The organism is Streptomyces solicamelliae (genome assembly GCF_045348655.1).
Taxonomy (GTDB): Bacteria; Actinomycetota; Actinomycetes; order Streptomycetales; family Streptomycetaceae; genus Streptomyces; species Streptomyces solicamelliae.
Window position 1 is genome coordinate 6376667 of the sequence record NZ_CP160404.1, and the last position, 20096, is coordinate 6396762.

A 20096-nucleotide genomic window follows, 5' to 3' on the forward strand; every position below is an offset into this window, starting at 1 on the left:
GACGTGCTGCCCGGGCGACCTCGACCACCGATCGCCGATCGCCGGGGGCACACCACTCCGGCCGACTCTCCGGATTCCGCAGTGCACCGGCCGCCGCTGAGCAAGAGCGCAGTCAGTCCTGGGGCTGCGCTGCTACGCGGCCGGGTCGGGGAGGCGGGCTCTTCAGCCAGGGCCGCTCCAGTCGAAGGGGAAGTACTTGCTCGACTTGCCGGTGCGTTCCCAGGAGAAGCCGAACGCGTCGGCGCGGTCGACGGTGGCCCGCCCCCACGTGGCGATCTGACCAGGCCCCACCTCGGAGCCGGGAGCGTTGTGGACCTGGACGCGCGCGCCGTCCGGGGTGGTGGGGCCGGTGAGCGCCTCGGCGGTCGCCAGGACACGGCCCGGAATCTCGGCTCGCCAGGTGGCGAGATCCTCATCGATCTCCACGTGGATCGGGACGACGTCCATGCCGCGCATCTCGGGGTGGAACATCGCCCCGAACTCCGCCGGCCAACCGCCCGCCTCGCCGCCGAAGACGGCCCCGAGCGCGGCGCGCTGCTCGTCGTCGGCACGTTCGTCGAGGAAGATCGCCGCGTACGGGGCGGTATGCGTGCCGGCCCACGGGTTGCCTTCGAACGAGCCGAGCATCAGGACGTTGAGGTCGTCGAGCCGTACGTCCCCGAAGTTGCCCTCCCGGATGTGCCAGACCAGGACGCCTTCGCAGTCGCCGTAGGTCGGGGGCTGCGCGAAGGTGCACGGGCAGGGAATGGCGCACTTGCACACGTCGAACCAGTCACCGGCCAGATGCCAGTGCGTGTCCGTGGTGGTCTGCTGTGTCATCTCGCTTCCTCCAGCCGAACTCCGAAGAGCTCGCTCGGAGTGGCGAGACCGCGTGTTCCGAGCCCGTTCCCGGGGTCGGAGAAACGGTCTCCCTTCCAGTCTGCGCCTCATCCTCCGGACGGGAAACCCCGGCCGACGTCACATGTCGTCCATGGACGGCGGCATCGAGCCCTCCAGCCCCGGCAGCATCCAGTCCTGGAACGGTGCGAGCACCGCCAGGACGAGGAAGGCGACGCCCACGACAGCGCTGAGGACGACGCCCCGGGACCACAGCTTCTCCACGAAGATCACCAGGGCCAGTCCGGCCATCGCCGCCACGTTCATCATGCCGAGCGGTATGAAGACGACCATCAGCCCGGCACAGCAGCCGACGCAGTACGCCCCGTGGTGGACGCCCACGCGCAGGTCGCGGGCCGGTCGCCGGAAGCCGGAGTAGCGCACCAGATGACTCAGCGGGTCTCGGCAGTGCCGTAGGCAGACGTTCTTGAGGGGGCCGAGCTGGTACAGGCCGGCGAGCAGGAAGGCGACCGCACCGATCCAGCGTCCGGCGGTGGGATGGTCGTCCACCAGGCTGCCGGTGAGGGCCAGGGCCGCGTAGGTGAGCAGGCCGAAGGCGGTCCACACCAGCAGGTATCCGCCCGCGAACTCGACGGTGCGGGCGGTCCGGGTCCAGCCGGAGGACTGCCGGCCGATCCCGCGCACCCAAGAGATGGCCACCGGCGCCATGGACGGCAGCATCATGGCCGCCATCATCGTCACCCAGAGCAGCAGGAACAGGGGCAGCGCCATCCCCATGGTGCCGGGCTCGACGCCCATGTCCTCGGCCTGCCAGATCGTCAGCACCCAGGCGGGCACCGCGATCAGGACGACGAGGACCCAGGCGGCCGCGAGATCCCGCGTGGACTGCAACCCCCCGCCGGCTCCGGTCGGGGCGGTCGACCGGGCGGGTACGAAGGCGGAAATCCGGCTGCGACGCATCGGCGTGCCTTCCTGCGGCTGCTTCCAGCACAGCACAGGTCCCCCTGCGACGCGACCGGGTTCGGCCTGCCGCCTACGCGACCCCCGCCGCCCGGGAGCCCGCGGTCGCCGAGTGGATCGTGGGCGCGGGTGCGCGGGTGCGCGGGTGGAACGGGAACCGGACGCGACAGCTGTGGCTGGGCTGGCCGAACTCGGCAGTACCAGGGCGTGACCCAGAGGGAGGACGAGCACCAGGACCACGGCGAGGGGGCTCACGAGTGGGTGCGTGGACGTGCGAGGCGTGCGACGGCTCGGTGCAGCAGGACGACGAGGAGACTACGGCTGCCGCCGTGCGCAGGCACGCACGCGAGGCCGGGCATCCGCCGGTGAGCGTCCGCAGGGAGCGGCCGGGCGGGATCGTCCAGCGCTGGCGCACTCCCGAGGAACGCGAGCGGGAGCGCTGCGCACCGACGTGCCCGCCGGTGAACTCGCCGTGTACTGCCTGCACTCCCTCGGCGCGGCGGCGGGACTCCCGTCGAAGGCGGCGGTCCGCCGGCTCGTCGCCGTCACCGTGGCCGGGCTTCTTCCCGCGGCCGAGGATCACACGCCCACCCCGCCACAGCCCTGTCGGGGCGAAGGCGGGGTGGGCGTGTTCCACTCGGATTCCGTTCCGTTCACGCGGCCTTGGCGAGGGTGGACCTGTCCGTGCGGGACTTGCGTGGGGCGGGCGTTGCGAGTTCGGTCAGGGCTTCCTGTGCGTCGTGGCGCGGCCAGAGGAGGAGGGCGGCGACCGCTCCGGCCCCGGCGAGGACCGCGAGGACGGACCAGGCGAGGACGAAGCCGGCGTTCGTGCCGAGCCAGCCCGCGATGGGATACGTGATCAGCCAGGCCAGGTGCGACAGGGAGAACTGGGCCGCGAACACCTCGGGGATCGCGTTCCGTCCGACCGAGCCTCGCAGGACCTTCCCGGTCGGTGTGATGATCAGTGCCATGCCGACGCCGGTCATGGCCCAGGTGACGGCCGTACCGGTCCATGTGCCGAGGCCGGACGCGAGGAGCGTCACCGCGGCGGTCGTGCCGGCGACGAGGACGCCGGCGCCGGTCATCATGACGGTGCGGGCGCTGATCCGGTCGAGGACGCGGGGGAGTGCCAAGGCGGCCAGGAGGGTGCCGGTGCCGGAGGCGGCGAGCATCCAGGCGACGTCCGACTGCGAGCCTCCCAGCTCGTCCCGGACGTGGTTGACCGTGTTGACGACCACGATCGAACCTGCCGCCGCCACCACGAGATCGAGCGCCATGACGCCGCGCAGCCGTGGCGTCCTGAAGAAGGTCCTGACCCCTGCCGCCACCTTGTCCCACGCGTTCGTGTGGCCACTGGGGCGGGCGTCGGGGATGCGCGTCGACAGGACGAGCAGGGCGGAGACGAGGAATCCGGCGGACGTGCCCAGGAACAGCCGGTCGAAGCTCAGGAACGTCAGGGCGACGGCGGCCAGCACGGGGCTGAGCAGGCTCTCCATGGTGGAGGCCACCTGGGAGGCGGACAGGGCACGGGTGTAGTCGGCCTCGTCGGTGACGATGTCGGGGATGACGGCCTGGAAGGTCGGGGTGAACGCCGCGGAGGCGGCCTGGAGCAGGCCGATCAGCACGTAGATGTGCCAGACCTCGGTGACCAGCGGCAGCGCCAGGACCACCGTGCCGCGGACCGCGTCGAGGACGAACAGGAAGGTTCTCCTGGGGAGTCGGTCGACGTACGCGGCGGCCAGCGGGGCGATGACCACGTACATGACCATCTTGATGGTCAGGGCGGTACCGAGCACGAGGCCGGCGCGCGGACCGGCGAGGTCGTAGGCGAGGAGTCCGAGGGCCACGGTGGTCAGCCCGGTCCCGAAGAGGGCGATGACCTGGGCGCCGAAGAGGTGGCGGTAGTCGCGGATGGCGAACAGACGCATGGTGGGTTCCTTCCGTGTCCATGCGGCGGGGCACGGGAGCGGGGTGGCGGCCGTGCCCCGCGAGTACAGGCGGGGATGTCTCTGGTCACTGGTGTCGCTCTCAGTGGTGCGCGTGGTGGCCGTGGTGACCGTGGTCGTGGCCCCCGTGCTCGGGTGCGGCGTGCGCTGCCGCGTGCGGGCGGGGCGTGGCCGAGGTGGTCCGTACCGTGAACTCGGCCGTCCGGACGACGCCTTCGTGCTGGAAGTCCAGGAACAGGCGGTACGTGCCGGCCGAGGGCGCGACCGCCATGAAGGCGATGTCGGGACCCGGCGCGGTGACGCCGTCGCCGGGCTCGCCCTCCGGGTGGACGTGCAGGTAGCCCAGGTCGCCGACGCGCAGGGCCACGAGGTGCCCGTACGCGGCCAGGTACGGCTGCAGGTCGGTGACGGGGTGGCCGTTCCGGCCGACGGTGAGGGTCAGTTCGCTCGCCTCGCCGGGTACGAGGTCGCCGTCGAGCGCGACGGTGTACTCGCCGATCCGCGCGAGGCGGCTGGCTTCGGGGAGCGGTCGCGGGTCGTACGGTCCGGCGACTGCGGCGTCGATGCCCAGGGTCAAGGTCCCGTCGTGGCCGGCCGGGTGGATGTCGGCGTAGAACCTCCAGTCCCCCGGCTCCAGGGTCAGTTCGGTGCTCCACGTGCCCTTCTCGTCCCGCACCGGGTGCACGTGCTGGAACCCGGCCGTGTCGCGCCGGACGGCGATGAAGTGCAGTTCCTTCTCGTGCTCGGGGACGAACTCGGTCACGGCCTGCCCGTCGGGGCCCGTCACCTTGAAGCTGATCGGCTGCACGCCGGCGGCGAGGATCGTCGCGTCGAGTTCGAGGGCGTACCCGTGCTCGGAGACCGACAGTCCGCCCGGACGGGCCCCGCCGTGGCCGCCGTGGGCGGCGTGGGCGCCGTGGTCGTGGCCGGAGTGGTTGTTCATGGCTTCCCCCAGGTGCGGTGTGGTGACCGGCGTCGTCCGTTCGGGCGACGATCAGAACCATATACCCCTGGGGGGTATCCCGCGACCCCTTTGGCGGACGAGATCAAAAGGGGATTCGCTCTAGGCGTCGGAGGCGTCGGGGCCGTCCGCCGTGGGCAGAGCCTGTTCGGCCCAGATGACCTTGCCCTCCGGTGTGTACCTCGTCCCCCAGTGCTCGCTGAGCTGCGCCACCAGGAACAGTCCGCGGCCTCCCTCGTCCGTCGTCGCCGCGTACCGCAGGTGCGGTGCGGTGCTGCTGCCGTCCCATACCTCGCAGGTCAGGGTGCGGTCGAACAGCAGGCGGACGCGTACGGGCTCGGCGCCGTACCGGATGGCGTTGGTGATCAGCTCGCTGAGGATCAGCTCCGTGGTGAAGGCGAGTTCCTCCAGGCCCCACTTCGCGAGCTGCTCGGCCGCGAGATTGCGTACGCCGCCGACCTCGCTCGGGTCGAACGGGACGTCCCACTGGGCGACCCGGCCGGGGCCCAGGGTCCTGGTCCGGGCGATGAGCAGGGCGATGTCGTCGGACGGGCGGCTGGGGAGCAGGGCGTCGAGCACGGCGCGGCGGCTGGCGTCCGGGTCCCGGTCGGGATGGCTCAGCGCCGTGCGCAGCTTCTCCACGCCCTCGGCGATGTCCCGGCTCCGCTCCTCGACCAGCCCGTCGGTGTACAGGACGAGCTGACTGCCCTCCGTCAGGTGCATGTCCAGCGTCTCGAACGGCATGCCGCCCAGGCCCAGCGGGGGACCGGCCGGCAGTTCCGAGATCGTCGTCGTGCCGTCCGGGGCGACCACGAGCGGGGGCATGTGGCCCGCCCGCGCCATGGTGCAGTTCTGGGAGACCGGGTCGTAGACGGCGTACAGGCAGGTCGCGCCCAGGACGCCGCCGTTCGGGGCGGTGCTGTCACCCTCCTCGTCCATGCGCTGGACGAGGTTGTCGAGGCGGGCCAGGAGTTCGTCGGGCGGCAGGTCCAGGGAGGAGAAGTTGTGCACGGCCGTGCGCAGCCGCCCCATGGTGGCCGCGGCGTGCAGGCCGTGCCCGACGACGTCTCCGACGACGAGTCCGACGCGGCTGCCCGGCAGCGGGATCACGTCGAACCAGTCCCCGCCCACCCCGGACTGGGCGGGCTGGTAGAAGTGCGCGACGTCCACGGCGTTCTGCTCGGGCAGGTCCTGCGGCAGCAGACTGCGCTGGAGCGTCACGGCGAGATGGTGTTCGCGGGTGTAGCGGCGGGCGTTGTCCATGGTGACCGCGGCGCGGCCGACGAGCTCCTCGGCCAGGGACAGGTCGTCCTCGTCGAACGGCTCCGGCTTCTGCGACCGCCAGAAGTTGACGACGCCGAGCACGACGCCCCTGGCCTTCAGCGGGGCGGCGATGAGCGAGTGGATCCCGTAGTCGACGATCTGCGAGGTCCGCAGCGGGTCCTGGGCGTGCCAGCCCGGCGCGTCGTGGAGATCGGGTACGAGTTCGGCCGTGCCGGTGCCGTAGCCGCGGGCCTGCGGCGTGGACGGCAGAAAGTCGATCAGTGCGCCGAGCGGGTAGAGCGGGTGATCGGACCGGATGCCGCTGACCGCCGTACGCCGCATGTCGGCGCCCGGGCCGGGCTCGTCGCCCGTCAGCACGGGGTCGGCCAGGTCGACCGTGACGAAGTCCGCGAACTGGGGGACGGCGACGGCGGCCAGCTCCTCCGCGGTGCGCACCACGTCGAGGGTGGTGCCGATGTCGCCCCCGGCGTCGTAGAGCAGCTTGAGCCGCCGGCGGGCGGTCTCCGCACGGCTGCTCAGGAGCTGCATCTCGGTGGAGTCGCGGATGGTGACCGCCGAGCCCTGCGGGCGGCCGCCGGGGAGGGTCGGCCGCTGGTTGACCACGAGCAGCCGGTCGCCGGCCTCGAGGACCTCGTCGGTGGCCACCCGGCCGGACAGCAGCAGCTCCGCCATGCGGTGATCCATACCGACCTTGTCGACGGGGCGTCCCTCGGCGTCGTCCGGCAGACCCAGCAGCCGTCCGGCCTCGTCGTTCGCCAGGAGCAGCCGCCCGTCGCCGTCGGTGATCAGCACCCCCTCGCGGACGGCGTGGAGCACCGCGTCGTGGTGCTCGTACATCCGCGTCATCTCCTGCGTGCCCAGCCCGTGGGTCTGGCGGCGCAGTCTCCGGCTGATCAGCGCCGTGCCGACGGTGGCCAGGGCCAGGCCGATGGCGATGACCAGGAGGATGACCGGGAGCTGGCGGTCGGCGACGCCGGTCACGCTTTCTACCGTCATGCCCGCCGAGACCAGGGCGACGACCTCGCCCTCGGGCGAGGTGACCGGCACGATCGCCTGGATCTCCTTGCCCAGCGGCCCGTCCACGCTCTCGGTGTGGACCTCGCCGGCGAGCGAGGGTTCGATCGTGCCGACGAAGCGCTCGCCGATACGGTCGGGCTGGGGGTGGCTGTAGCGGATGCCGTTCGTGTCCATCACGACGATGAAGTCCACGCCCGCGTCCTTGCGCGTCTCCTCGGCGAGGGGTTGCAGGATCGCGGACGGGTCCGGTGAGTCCAGGGCTTCCTGCAGGCCCAGGGAGTTCGCGAAGGTCTGTGCCACGGAGACGGAGCGGTTGCGTGCCTCGCGTTCGATGTCGTACCGCGACTGCAGGACCAGGGCCAGCAGCGCCCCGGCGGCGAGCAGCACCACGATCGCCACCTGAAGGACGAAGACCTGTCCGGCGACGCTTCCGAATCTTCTGCCTAGGTTCGGCCGCACCGGGACGCCGGGCACGAGAGACGGGACGGGCTCACAACCCCAGTTGTAACACCTCTCCGTGGCCGGGGCTCCTGGTGTTCACGCTATGGAGCGGGGCCACGACACAAGGTGGGCCAGCAGGGTCCGGATGCCCGACGGTCCGCCGGCGGGGAGCGCCGGCGGGACGGTGCGGCGGTGCCGGCCGCGCCCGGGGACCGCGTGATCCTGGGCGGAGTCCTCGACGGCGGGCCGGCCTCGATGCCGGCCCGCACGGGGTCCTGCGCTCGCGGCTCTGTTCGGAACTCCGGCGCGTGGGCCGGCAGGGGATTCGGGCATGGGGGATCTTCTCCAGGGGAGGGAATGGCATCCGCGGGAAGGCGCAGCCGCAGCTCCTGCCTGCACGGCAGTCCATCCGTTTCGTCCGCTCGAACTCGAACTCGAACTCAAATCGACGTTACCTCTGCGGGGTCCTCCCGGTCACCGTCGCCTGCGTCACGTCCGGCGATCCTTCCGAGGCCCCTTCGGTGCGGTCCCGGCGGGGGTCGGTGCGGGTCGGGGGGCGGAGCCAAAGGGTGCGCTCCGCCTCTTCGTTGAGGACGAGGTCTCCTCCACCCTCTGGCCGGCGGCCCGTGCGAGCGCGGAACTCGACGCCACGGGGCCCACGTTGACGAGCCGGGACCCGACCCTCTCGTGACCTGATCCCCGGACCCGAGGACGGGGACGCCGAAGGTCCGGGCGGGCGGCGGCCATTGCGCAGAGATGACGTGCGGCCGCCTCCGTACGCCTTCTCTTCAACGATCCGGTGTCGTCCGGCTGATATTCTCGAATCATGGTCGAGTATCCGGTGACACCGCAGCTGGCTCCCCGCCCTGCGCCCGTGACGCGCCGGGGTGTGGCACGCGTGCAGGCGCTCCTCGATGCCGCCGAGCAGATCCTTGGCGAGGAGGGGTACGAGGCGGCCACGCTCGGCGCCGTCGCCAAGCGGGCCGGTATTCCCGTCGCGTCCGTCTACCACTACTTCGCCGACCGGCACCAGGTGGACGCCGCGCTCATGCGGCGCCACGCCGAGGCCATCACCGTACTCGTCCGCGAGGCTGCGGCCGACCCTGAGCTCCGCACCCTGCGCGACGTGGTCGACGCGCTCATCGACCCGCAGCTCGCGTACTGCCGCGAACACCCGAGCGCCGTGGAGCTGTGGCACGCTCCGGGACGCAGCCCGATGCTCGTGGAGCTGGAGGAGGGCTGGGGCCAGGCGCAGGCGGAGGAGTTCTGGTACTACCTGCTCGACCGCGAGCTGATCGTCGCCGAGACGCCCCTGCTCGCCGTGGAGGTCGCCTACGAGGCCGCGGACCGGATCTTCGGCGTCGCCTTCCAGGGATCGCCGACCGGCCACGAGGCCACCATCGAGGAGGCGCGCCGGCTCATGACCGCGTACCTCGAGACGTACTCACCGAAGACCCCCGAGTCCCCGAAGCGGCGCCGCTAGAGATCGGGCCCGTCCATGGTGCAGGAGCGTCGCAGAGGCCGGCCGCCGGCGACCGTCAACGGCCGGACGGCCCCCGAGCGGTTGCTCGACGCCGCCCTGCAGCTCTTCGCCGAGAAGGGCTTCGAGGGGACGTCGGTACAGGACGTGGTGCGCGCCGCGGGGGTCACCAAGGGCGCCATGTACCACTACTTCGCCTCCAAGGACGACCTGCTCCACGAGATCTACCTCCGCGTGCTGCGGATGCAGACCGAGCGGCTGGACGCCGTGGTGGCCATGGACCTGCCGGTGGCGGAGCGCGTCCACGCGGCGGTCGTGGACGTCGTGGTGACGACGATCGAGAACATCGAGAGCGCCACGATCTTCTTCCGGTCGCTGCACCAGCTCGCGGACGAGAACCAGCGGCAGGTACGACGGGAGCGCCGCCGGTACCACGAGACCTTCCGGGCGCTGATCGTCGAGGGGCAGAGGGAAGGCGCGTTCCGCGAGGACGTCAGCGCGGAGCTCTCGGTCGACTACTGCTTCGGCTCCGTGCACCACCTGCCGATGTGGTGGCGCCCCGACGGCCCTGCCTCGGCCGCCGAGGTCGCGCGCACCTTCGCCGACCTGTTCGTCGCGGGCATCACGGCCCGCTAGACCACACGATGCGCGCACCGCCCCCTCCGGGGCGCGCGCACCATGACATTTCTCATTCCGCTCCACCCCCGATCGCCCGTTGACGGCTCCATTCCGCTCGGGCACAGTGGGCCCATCGAGAGTAAGCAACCGCTTAGCATGTAAAGGGGGGTCAACGGCGGCGCCATCGCGGTGGGCCACCCGTTCGGCATGACCGGCGCCCGCATCACGGCCACCCTCATCAACTCGCTCCAGTGGCACGACAAGCAGTTCGGCGTCGAGTCCATGTGCGTCGGCGGCGGCATGGGCATGGCCATGGTCATCGAGCGACTGAGCTGAGTACCGAGAACCCAGCAGAGAAGGAGTACGAACATGAAGCGTTTCGAGGGAAAGACCGCGATCGTCACCGGTGCCAGCCGCGGCATCGGCCTTGCCGTCGCCGAGCGGCTCGTGGCCGAGGGGGCCAGGGTCGTCATCACCGGCCGCACCAAGGAGACGCTCGACGAGGCGGTCGCCGCCCTGGGCGGACCCGCGCACGCGCTGGGCGTTGCCGGAAAGGCCGACGACCAGGAGCACCAGGCCGACACCGTCCGCCAGGCGATCGCCGCGTTCGGCAGCGTGGACCTGCTGGTGAACAACACCGGCATCAACCCGGTGTACGGCCCGATGATCGAGCTCGACCTGGCCGCCGCCCGCAAGATCGTGGAGATCAACTGTCTCGCCGCGCTCTCCTGGACCCAGACGGTCCACGGGGCGTGGATGAAGGAGCACGGCGGCTCGATCGTCAACGTCTCCTCGGTCTCCGGCGTCCAGCCGGCGCCCATGATCGGCATGTACGGCGCCAGCAAGGCGATGCTCATCTCGATGACCGAGCTGATGGCCGTCGAACTGGGCCCGGACATCCGGATCAACGCGGTCGCGCCGGCCGTCGTCAAGACGAAGTTCGCCACCGCCCTCTACGAGGGCCGCGAGGCGAAGCTCGCCGCCGGCTACCCGCTCAAGCGGCTGGGCGAGCCCGAGGACATCGGCGGCGTCGTCGCCTTCCTGCTGTCCGAGGACGCCGCCTGGCTCACCGGCCAGACCGTCGTCGTCGACGGCGGCGTCACGCTCGTCGGAGCGGCGGAGTGACCGGCGCACCTCCGAACGCCCCCGTCGAGGCCGTCGCCTTCGACTACGGCGGCGTGCTCACCGCGCCCGTCAAGGAGTCGATCGCGGCCTGGCTGGAGGCCGACGGCATCGAGCCGCAGGCCTTCTCCCGGACCCTCAAAGCCTGGCTGTCCCGCAGCGCCGCCGACGGCACACCGATCCACCGCCTCGAGACCGGGGAGCTGACCGTCGAGGAGTTCGACGCGCTGCTCGCCGCGGAGCTCACCACGATCGACGGCCGACCGGTCGACCCGGTCGGCGTGCTCTCCCGGCTCTTCGCCGGGATGCGCCCCGACCCGGCGATGTTCGCCCTCGTGGAGGAGCTGCGTGCGCTCGGCGTCCGGGTCGCCCTGCTCTCCAACAGCTGGGGCAACACCTATCCGCGCAAGCGGATCGACGCGCTGTTCGACCCGGTCGTCATCTCCGGCGAGGTCGGCCTGCGCAAGCCGCTGGCCCCCGTCTACGAACTGACCCTCGAACGTCTGGGCGTCCCCGCCGAGCGCACGCTCTTCCTCGACGACGCCGAGCCCAACGTGCTCGGCGCGCGAGCCGTCGGCATGCAGGCGCACCTGCACGTCGACGCCCCCTCGACCCGCGCGGCCCTCGCCGCGCTCGTACCGGGCCTGGGCCCCACGCCGAACGGAGTACCGGCATGACAGACACGCCCACGGGCAGGACGACGTTCCACGGGATCACCGTCGAGCGCGCGGGCGGCGACGAGCCGGTCTGCGTGGCCGACACCGGCACCGTGGTGGTGCCGTGATGACCGGTCCCGATGCGTCCCTGCCGGGCCTCGACCTCGACCGGCTCGGCGCCTGGCTGCGCGTGCACGTCCCCGGTGCCGGCTCCGACCTGTCGGCGACGCTGATCGCCGGCGGGAAGTCCAACCTCACGTACCGGGTCACCGACGGCGCCGCCACCTGGATCGTCCGCCGGCCGCCGCTCGGCCATGTGCTCGCGACCGCCCACGACATGGGCCGTGAGTACCGCGTGATGAGCGCCCTGCGCGACACCTCGGTCCCCGTACCGCACACCTTCGGCTTCTGCGACGACACGGACGTCCTCGGCGCGCCCTTCTACGTGATGGAACGCTGCGCCGGCACCCCGTACCGGGTCCACACCGAACTCGCCGAACTCGGCGAGGACCGCACCCGGCAGATCTCCGAGCGGCTGGTCGACACCTTGGTCACCCTCCACCGGGTGGACCCGGCGGCCGTCGGACTCGCCGACTTCGGCCGGACCGAGGGCTACCTGGAGCGCCAGGTCCGCCGGTGGAAGAAGCAGCTCGACGCCTCGTACAGCAGGGATCTCCCGGCCGCCGCGGAACTCCACCGCCGGCTCGCCGCCGACATCCCGGCGGAGTCGGCGAGCGGCATCGTGCACGGCGACTTCCGGCTCGACAACCTGCTGGTCGACGACGCCGACCGGCCGACGGCGGTGCTCGACTGGGAGATGGCGACGCTCGGCGACCCGCTGTCCGACCTCGCGCTGATGGTCGTCTACAACCGGCTCGGCGAGGTGGTCCGCGACGACACGGGCCTCAGCACCGTCGCACGCGCACCCGGCTACCTCACCGAGACCGAGACGATCGAGCGGTACGCCGCGGGCAGCGGCCGGGACCTCGCCCGGATCGGCTTCCACCTGGGCCTCGCCGCGTTCAAGCTCGCCGCGATCGTCGAGGGGATCCACTACCGCCATGTGAACGGCCAGACGGTCGGCGAGGGCTTCGACACCCTCGGCGCGGCGATCGACCCGCTGCTCGACGCCGGCCTTTCCGCACTGAAGGAGCACCGCTGATGGACTTCCAGTTCGACACCAGGACCGACGAACTGCGCGCGTCGCTGCTCGAGTTCATGGAGCAGCACGTGTACCCGGCCGAGAAGGTCTTCCACGCCCAGCTCGGCGCGCTCGCGGACCCCTGGGACTGGGACTCGGTCCCGGTCCTGAAGGAGCTGCGGGCCGAGGCCCGCAGGCGCGGCCTGTGGAATCTCTTTCTTGTGGACCAGCACAGCCTGCCGGGCCAGGAGGGCGCGGGCCTGACGAACCTGCAGTACGCCCCGCTGGCGGAGATCAGCGGGCGCAGCCTGCACCTCGCGCCCCCGGCGATGAACTGCGCCGCGCCGGACACGGGCAACATGGAGGTGCTGCACATGTTCGGCACCCCGGAGCAGAAGAAGCGCTGGCTGGAGCCGCTGCTCGCCGGCGAGATCCGTTCGGCGTTCGCGATGACCGAGCCGAACGTCGCCTCCTCCGACGCCACCAACATCGGCACGTCGATCGTCCGCGACGGCGACGAGTACGTGATCAACGGCCGCAAGTGGTGGATCACCGGGGCGATGAACCCCAACGCGAAGATCTTCATCGTGATGGGCAAGACCGATCCGACCGCGGACCGCCACCGTCAGCAGTCGATGATCCTCGTCGAGCGGGACACCCCCGGCTTCGAGATCCACCGCGGTATGGAGGTCTTCGGCTACGACGACCACGAGCACGGCGGCCACGCCGAACTCACCTTCACCGACGTCCGGGTGCCCGCGGAGAACCTCATCGGCGGCGAGGGCGACGGCTTCGGCATCGCCCAGGCTCGCCTCGGCCCCGGCCGCATCCACCACTGCATGCGCTCCATCGGCATCGCCGAGCGGGCGATCGAGCTGATGTGCGCCCGCGCCGACGAGCGCGTCGCCTTCGGCAGGCCGATCGCCGAGCAGGGCGTCGTCCGCGACTGGATCGCGGAGTCCCGGGTGCGGATCGAGCAGCTGCGGCTGCTGGTGCTCAAGACCGCCTGGCTGATGGACACCGTCGGCAACAAGGGCGCGCACGCGGAGATCCAGGCGATCAAGATCGCGACCCCGGCCACGGTGCAGTGGATCCTCGACAAGGCGATCCAGGTCCACGGCGCAGGCGGCCTGTCCCAGGACTTCCCGCTGGCGAGCATGTACGCCGGCATCCGCACCCTCCGCTTCGCCGACGGGCCGGACGAGGTCCACAAGAACGCGCTGGCCAAGAGCGAGCTGCGGCGTCAGGCCAAGGTGCGTGACGCACGGGCGTGACCTGCCTGCTGTCGGGTCCCTCGCTCTTCGCCGTGGGCCGCAGACCCGGCCGCAAGGCCGGGTCTGCGGGGCGAATCCCGTCCTGGCCATGCTCGGCACCGGTCACGAGGCCACGGCCGCATCGTGACGAAACCGCCCCAACTATAATTTCTTGGGTGAATGCTCGACTCGATCTGCTCACGAGCACAGAGACGGGGATCACCGAGAGTGACGTCTTCAGGCTGGCTCTCCAGCAGGTGGTGGCCGAGCTGGGCGCCCTGGGCGGTGCCGTCCACCTGGGCCGTGGCAGCTCGGCCCTGTTCCTGGTGTCGTCCAGCGGGCTGCCCCCTGCGCTCACCCGCCCCTGGGAGATGATCGACCGGGGCGACCTGACGGTCCCGAGGCCCTCCCTGCGCCCCCGTCGGGCCCTGTGGGTGCCCACCGCGGCCGCCGACACGCCCGGACACCGTCCGGAGCAATGGCCCGGCACCGGGTTCGCGTCCGTGCCCCTGACCGACGAAGGACACACCGTCGGCGCCCTGACCGTCGTGACCGGCGACGCGGGCGAGCCGACGGACGAGCAGTGGACGTTCCTGCGGCACGTGGCCGACTGGACGGTCGAGCGCATGCTCCAGGCGCCGCCCCCCGCACCGCCGCCCCAGGACGAGCTGGTCGGCAGCCGGCTCCGCCAGGCGCTCGAGGAGGTCGAGGTCGGCACCTGGAACTGGGACCCGCGCACCGGAGAGCTGGTGTGGGACGAACCGGCCGCGGCCCTGTTCGGCACCGAGCTCGTCACCCGCGAGGAAGCCTGGATGAAGGCGCTCCACCCAGACGACCTGCCGTCCGCGCTGGCCGCGATGGAACGGGCGATGCGCGAGGGCACCCTGTACGACTCCGAGTACCGGGTACGCCTCCCGGACGGCGGCTACCGCTGGGTGCACGGCCGCGGCGCGGCGGAGTACGACGAGAGCGGCGAACCGGTGCGGATGATGGGCATGGTGTGGGACTGCACCGAGTCCCGCACCGCCCGGGACGCGCTCAGCCGCGCGCTGCGTCACATGAGCGACGGCTTCGTCCTCGTGGACGGAGACTGGCGGATCGGCTTCGCCAACCTGGAGGCGGAGCGCACCCTCGGCGCCCCCGAGGCGGAACTCTTCGGCCGGGTCCTGTGGGAACTGCCCGCGGTGCAGGGCGTCCCCGACCTGGAATCCCGCTGCCGCAAGGCCGTCGCGGCGGCCACGGCCCTCGAACTCGACGTGGAGATCGCGGCGGGGCGGAGTCATCACCTTCGGCTCGTCCCCAGCCCCGACGGGCTCACCCTCTACTTCACGGACGTCACCGACCAGCGGCGGCGCGAGGCCGAGCGCGCCGCGGCGGAACGCGCCGCCGCCGAACGCTCCGCGCGCATCGCGGAGCTGACCGCGGCGCTCGCCACCGCGACGACCTCCCGCGACGTCGTGGACGCGGTCGCCGACCGCGTGCTGCGGCCGTTCGGCGCCACCGGACTGATCGTGGTCGCCGTGGAGAGCGACCGGGCGGAGATCATCGGCTCCGTGGGATATCCGCAGACCTTCGTCGACGAGATCCACGGCCACAAACTGCCGCCGAGTGACCCGGTCAGGGACGTGGTGCGCACCGAGGCGCCGCTGTTCATCTCCTCGGCCGAGGAGTACATCCGGCGCTACCCGAGCCTCGCGTACCGGCCGCGCGTGGCCGGCAAGGAGGCGTGGGCGTTCCTGCCGCTGACCGTGTCCGGGCGCACGTTCTCGGTCTGTCTGGTCTCCTTCGACCGGCCGCGCCGGCTGACCCAGGACGAACGGACGCTGCTCACGGCGATCAGCGCCCTCTTCTCCCACGCCTTGGAACGGGCACGGCTCTACGACGCCGAACACACCCGCTCCCAGGAACTGCAGCGCGACCTGCTTCCCCGGCGGCTGCCCGAGACCCCCGCGGGCACGGCCGCCGCGCGCTATCTCCCCTCCGCACAGGGCATGGACGTGGGAGGCGACTGGTACGACGTCATCCCGCTCTCCGCCGGCCGGGTCGCCCTCGTCGTCGGAGACGTGATGGGCCACGGCCTGGCGGAGGCGGCCACCATGGGCCGGCTGCGCACGGCCGTCAAGACCCTCACCGACCTCGAACTGCCCCCCGCCGAGATCATGAGCCGCCTCAACGACATCGTCGGCGAACTCGGCGCGGACTACTACGCCACCTGCCTGTACGCGCTCTACGACTCCACCACCGGGACCTGCACGATCGGGGGCGCCGGCCACCCGCCCCCCGCCGTGGTCCGGCCCGACGGCAGCGTCCACTTCCCCCGGCTGCCCGCGGACCCACCGCTCGGCGCCGCCGAACCGCCCTTCGGAACAGTCGAGTTGGCGGTGCCCGACGGCAGTCTCCTCGTGCTGTACACCGACGGCCTCGTCGAGTCGCCCGGCCGCGAGCTCGACGAGGGCATGGCCGAGCTCGCACAGCTTCTGCGCACCGCCGACCACGGGGACCTGGAACGGCTCTGCGACACGCTCACGAACGGCCTGCTTCCCGGCGAGCAGCTCCCCACCAGGGACGACGCGGCCCTCCTGGTCTGCCGCGTGCACGCGCTCGCCGCCGACCGGATGGCGTCCTGGGAACTGGAGCTGGATCCGCGGGCGGCCGGACAGGCGCGCCGGCACATCCGGGAGCAGCTCGCGGTCTGGGGCCTCGACGACCTCGTGCCGACGACCGAACTGATCGTCAGCGAGCTGATCGGGAACGTCGTGCGGTACGCGAAGGGGCCGGTGCATCTGCGGCTCCTGGAGAGCGCCGGCCTGACCTGCGAGGTCTACGACGGAAGCCTCGCCACGCCCCGGATCCGTCATGCCTCGGAGACGGACGAGGGCGGGCGCGGTCTGCAGCTCGTCGCGGCGCTCAGCCAGCGGTGGGGTGCGCGCTACACCATGGCCGGGAAGTGCATCTGGACGGAACAGGCCCTCCTCGCCGACCCGGACGACGTCACCGCTGCTCTGCTCGCCGCCCCGCCGCTGTGAGGATGGCACCGGGCCGGTACGTGTCCGGCATGTGGGACGGTGCGCTGGGACGGGAGCCTTGGCGGCCCGGGCGGTCTCCCTCCCCCAGCAGAGTGGGGACGCGCCGCCGGTCACGCTCGTCAGGCGGCTTCCGGTACGAAAGTGCAGGTGGTCGGCCGTGTGCCGGCCGTCGCTGCGCCGGCTGCGCGAGGCATCGAACCCGACTTGAGCTCGGCTTTTCATGAGACAGGTGAACGTGACTCGCCGGATGTTGCGTATACCTCACTCATGGGTCCTGTTCAACGAGAGCTCTCGACGTCCAAGCTGGGCGCGCGACGTGCTCAGGATCATGGCGGCGCACTTCTGATCGAGTTGAGAACAGGCCGTTGACGGCAAGAGCAGCGAACGGAGAACACTCGTGATTGTCGGAGTCCTCAAGGAAGCGCGGGCAGGTGAGAGTCGCGTTTCGGCCACGCCGGCCACGATTGAACAGATCCGCAAACTGGGGTATGACGTCGTCGTCGACTCGGGCGCGGGCGTCGCGGCCGGCTTCACGGACAGCGCCTACGAGGCCGCCGGCGCGACCGTCGGCGACGCGACGGCCACGGACGTGGTGCTGGGCGTCAACGCCCCGAGTCCGTCCCAGCTGGACCGGGTACGGCCGGAGGCGACGGTGATCGCGCTCTTCGCGCCGGCCTTCGACCCCGCGATGGTCGAGGACCTGGGCCGCCGCCCGTTCACCGCGCTGTCGATGGACGCCGTGCCGCGTATCAGCCGGGCGCAGTCCATGGACGTGCTGTCCTCCATGGCGAACATCGCCGGTTACCGGGCCGTCGTCGAGGCCGCGCACGAGTTCGGGCGCTTCTTCACCGGCCAGGTGACCGCGGCGGGCAAGGTGCCGCCGGCGAAGGTGCTCGTCGCGGGCGCCGGCGTCGCCGGTCTGGCGGCGATCGGCGCGTCGGGCTCGCTCGGCGCGATCGTGCGCGCGACCGACCCGCGGCCGGAGGTGGCCGACCAGGTCCGCTCGCTGGGCGGGGAGTACCTGTCGATCGAGTCCGCCGAGGTCGAGGTCTCGAAGACCGGCTACGCCAAGGAGATGGGCGACGACTACAAGGCGCGCGAGGTCGAGCTCTACGCCGCGCAGTGCCGCGAGGTCGACATCGTCATCACCACCGCGCTGATCCCGGGGCGCCCCGCGCCGACGCTGATCACCGCGGAGATGGTCGCGAGCATGAAGCCGGGCTCGGTGATCGTCGACATGGCGGCCGCCAACGGCGGCAACGTCGAGGGCACCGTCAAGGGCGAGAAGACCGTCACGGAGAACGGCGTGACGATCATCGGCTACACCGACCTCGCGGGCCGGCTGCCGGCGCAGGCCTCGCAGCTGTACGGCACCAACCTCGTCAACCTGCTGAAGCTGATGACGCCGGACAAGGACGCCCGCCTGGTCCTCGACTGGGACGACCAGGTGCAGCGCTCGATCACCGTCGTCCGCAAGGGCGAGCTGGCCTGGCCGCCCCCGCCGGTCCAGGTCTCGGCTGCCCCCGCCCCCGTGCCGGCCGCGGCCGCGGTGGAGCCGGCGCCGAAGAAGGCGCCGATGACGGCGAAGCAGAAGTTCGGCGGCGTGGCCCTCGCGGCGCTGGCGCTGTTCCTCACCGCCGGGTTCGCCCCGGCGGCCCTGCTGCCGCACGTCACGGTCTTCGTGCTCGCGATCGTGATCGGCTACTACGTCATCGGCCATGTGCACCACGCGCTGCACACGCCGCTGATGTCGGTGACCAACGCGATCTCCGGGATCATCGTCGTCGGCGCGCTGCTGCAGATCGGGCAGACGAGCACGACCGTCACGGTGCTCTCGTTCGTGGCGATCCTTCTTGCCAGTATCAACGTCTTCGGCGGCTTCGCGGTGACGCGTCGCATGCTCGCCATGTTCAACCGGAGCTGACATGTCTGCGACCATCGCCGCCCAGGCGGCTTACCTTGTTGCTGCGCTGCTGTTCATCCTGGCGCTGGCAGGACTTTCCAAGCACGAGTCGGCGCGGCTCGGCAACGCCTTCGGCATGCTCGGCATGGCCGTCGCGCTCGTCGCGACGGTCGTGCTCGCGGTGGACGGCGACGTCAGCACCGCCGGCCTCGGCCTGATGGCCGTCGCCATGCTGATCGGCGCCCTGATCGGCCTGCAGCGCGCCCGCGGCGTCGAGATGACCGGCATGCCGGAACTCATCGCGCTGCTGCACTCCTTCGTCGGTCTGGCGGCCGTGCTGGTCAGCTGGAACGGCTACCTGGAGGTCGAGAACCACCCGGACGGCCACGAGGCCAAGGCCCTGGACGCCCTCGGCACGCTCGGCATCCACCACGCCGAGGTGTTCATCGGCCTGTTCATCGGCGCGGTGACCTTCACCGGCTCCATCGTGGCGTACCTGAAGCTCTCGGCGAAGATCAACTCCAAGCCGCTGGTGCTGCCGGGCAAGAACCTCCTGAACCTCGGCACGCTGGGCCTGTTCGTCGCCCTGACGGTGTGGTTCGTCATCACCCCGCAGCTGTGGCTGCTGATCACCGTCACGGTCCTGGCGCTGGCCCTCGGCTGGCACCTGGTGGCCTCGATCGGCGGCGGCGACATGCCGGTCGTGGTCTCGATGCTCAACAGCTACTCCGGCTGGGCCGCGGCCGCCTCGGGCTTCCTGCTCGGCAACGACCTGCTGATCATCACCGGTGCCCTGGTCGGCTCCTCCGGTGCCTACCTGAGCTACATCATGTGCAAGGCCATGAACCGCTCCTTCTTCTCGGTCATCGCCGGCGGCTTCGGCATCGAGGCGCCGTCGAGCTCCGACGTCGACTACGGCGAGCACACCGAGATCACCGCCGAGAGCGCCGCCGAACTCCTCGGTTCCGCCCGCTCGGTGGTCATCACCCCCGGGTACGGCATGGCCGTCGCCCAGGCGCAGTACCCGGTCGCCGAGCTCACCTCGAAGCTGCGCGCCAAGGGCGTCGACGTACGGTTCGGCATCCACCCGGTCGCCGGCCGCCTGCCCGGCCACATGAACGTGCTGCTTGCCGAGGCCAAGGTGCCGTACGACATCGTGCTCGAGATGGACGAGATCAACGAGGACTTCTCCGAGACGGACGTCGTCCTGGTGATCGGCGCCAACGACACGGTCAACCCGGCGGGCGCCGAGGACCCCAGCAGCCCGATCGCCGGCATGCCGGTCCTCACCGTCTGGGAGGCCGGCAAGGTCATCGTCTTCAAGCGCTCGATGGCCTCCGGTTACGCCGGTGTGCAGAACCCGCTGTTCTTCAAGGAGAACACCTCGATGCTCTTCGGTGACGCGAAGGCACGGGTCGAGGACATCGTCGGCGCGCTCTGAGCGTCCGACA

Annotated in this window: 14 protein-coding genes and 1 pseudogene; 10 read left to right on the plus strand and 5 right to left on the minus strand. The window is 71.2% G+C overall.

All coding sequences use genetic code 11. The features are described 5' to 3' along the window. Positions 1-162: 162 nt before the first annotated feature. The 5 genes from ABZO31_RS29445 to ABZO31_RS29465 form a co-directional block, all read right to left on the minus strand. Positions 163-819, minus strand: a complete 657-nt coding sequence (locus tag ABZO31_RS29445) for a DUF1326 domain-containing protein (RefSeq protein ID WP_406864350.1) — start codon at positions 817-819, stop codon at positions 163-165. Positions 820-957: 138 nt separating this feature from the next. Further along, positions 958-1797 (minus strand): DUF2182 domain-containing protein, encoded by an 840-nt coding sequence (locus tag ABZO31_RS29450; protein WP_406864351.1) that lies wholly within the window; start codon positions 1795-1797, stop codon positions 958-960. 653 nt (positions 1798-2450) lie between these two features. Next, on the minus strand, positions 2451-3725 hold the full coding sequence (locus ABZO31_RS29455) for an MFS transporter (RefSeq protein WP_406864352.1): 1275 nt from the start codon (positions 3723-3725) through the stop codon (positions 2451-2453). A 100-nt stretch (positions 3726-3825) separates the two neighbouring features. Beyond that, positions 3826-4686, minus strand: a complete 861-nt coding sequence (locus tag ABZO31_RS29460; protein WP_406864353.1) for a hypothetical protein — start codon at positions 4684-4686, stop codon at positions 3826-3828. Positions 4687-4806: 120 nt separating this feature from the next. Then, positions 4807-7404 carry a SpoIIE family protein phosphatase gene (locus tag ABZO31_RS29465; RefSeq protein ID WP_406864354.1) on the minus strand — a complete coding sequence of 866 codons (2598 nt, stop codon included), beginning with the start codon at positions 7402-7404 and terminating at the stop codon, positions 4807-4809. Positions 7405-8272: 868 nt separating this feature from the next. Between ABZO31_RS29465 and ABZO31_RS29470 the strand changes: the two genes are divergently transcribed. The 10 genes and pseudogenes from ABZO31_RS29470 to pntB all read left to right on the plus strand — a co-directional run bounded on the left by ABZO31_RS29470 (position 8273) and on the right by pntB (position 20086). Then, positions 8273-8929 (plus strand): TetR/AcrR family transcriptional regulator, encoded by a 657-nt coding sequence (locus ABZO31_RS29470; RefSeq protein WP_406864355.1) that lies wholly within the window; start codon positions 8273-8275, stop codon positions 8927-8929. 15 nt (positions 8930-8944) lie between these two features. Beyond that, positions 8945-9562 (plus strand): TetR/AcrR family transcriptional regulator, encoded by a 618-nt coding sequence (locus ABZO31_RS29475; protein ID WP_406864356.1) that lies wholly within the window; start codon positions 8945-8947, stop codon positions 9560-9562. 150 nt (positions 9563-9712) lie between these two features. Further along, a pseudogene (locus ABZO31_RS29480) lies at positions 9713-9880 on the plus strand (acetyl-CoA C-acyltransferase); the annotation flags it as partial. A gap of 33 nt (positions 9881-9913) precedes the next feature. Further along, positions 9914-10669, plus strand: a complete 756-nt coding sequence (locus ABZO31_RS29485) for an SDR family oxidoreductase (protein ID WP_406864357.1) — start codon at positions 9914-9916, stop codon at positions 10667-10669. Then, the gene (locus ABZO31_RS29490; RefSeq protein WP_406864358.1) at positions 10666-11343 is read left to right on the plus strand and encodes an HAD family hydrolase; all 678 of its coding nucleotides are present in this window, start codon (positions 10666-10668) and stop codon (positions 11341-11343) included. The genes ABZO31_RS29485 and ABZO31_RS29490 overlap by 4 nt, the downstream gene beginning before the upstream one ends. A gap of 106 nt (positions 11344-11449) precedes the next feature. Then, positions 11450-12484: a phosphotransferase family protein gene (locus tag ABZO31_RS29495; RefSeq protein WP_406864359.1), complete on the plus strand. Its 1035-nt coding sequence runs from the start codon at positions 11450-11452 to the stop codon at positions 12482-12484. After that, complete coding sequence (locus ABZO31_RS29500) at positions 12484-13737, plus strand: acyl-CoA dehydrogenase family protein (RefSeq protein ID WP_406864360.1); 1254 nt, start codon at positions 12484-12486, stop codon at positions 13735-13737. The genes ABZO31_RS29495 and ABZO31_RS29500 overlap by 1 nt, the downstream gene beginning before the upstream one ends. A gap of 155 nt (positions 13738-13892) precedes the next feature. Then, positions 13893-16742: a SpoIIE family protein phosphatase gene (locus ABZO31_RS29505; RefSeq protein ID WP_406864361.1), complete on the plus strand. Its 2850-nt coding sequence runs from the start codon at positions 13893-13895 to the stop codon at positions 16740-16742. A 397-nt stretch (positions 16743-17139) separates the two neighbouring features. After that, positions 17140-18666 (plus strand): Re/Si-specific NAD(P)(+) transhydrogenase subunit alpha, encoded by a 1527-nt coding sequence (locus ABZO31_RS29510; RefSeq protein ID WP_406864362.1) that lies wholly within the window; start codon positions 17140-17142, stop codon positions 18664-18666. Between the two features lies 1 nt (position 18667). Continuing rightward, positions 18668-20086 (plus strand): Re/Si-specific NAD(P)(+) transhydrogenase subunit beta, encoded by a 1419-nt coding sequence (pntB, locus tag ABZO31_RS29515; protein WP_406864363.1) that lies wholly within the window; start codon positions 18668-18670, stop codon positions 20084-20086. Positions 20087-20096 lie beyond the last annotated feature (10 nt).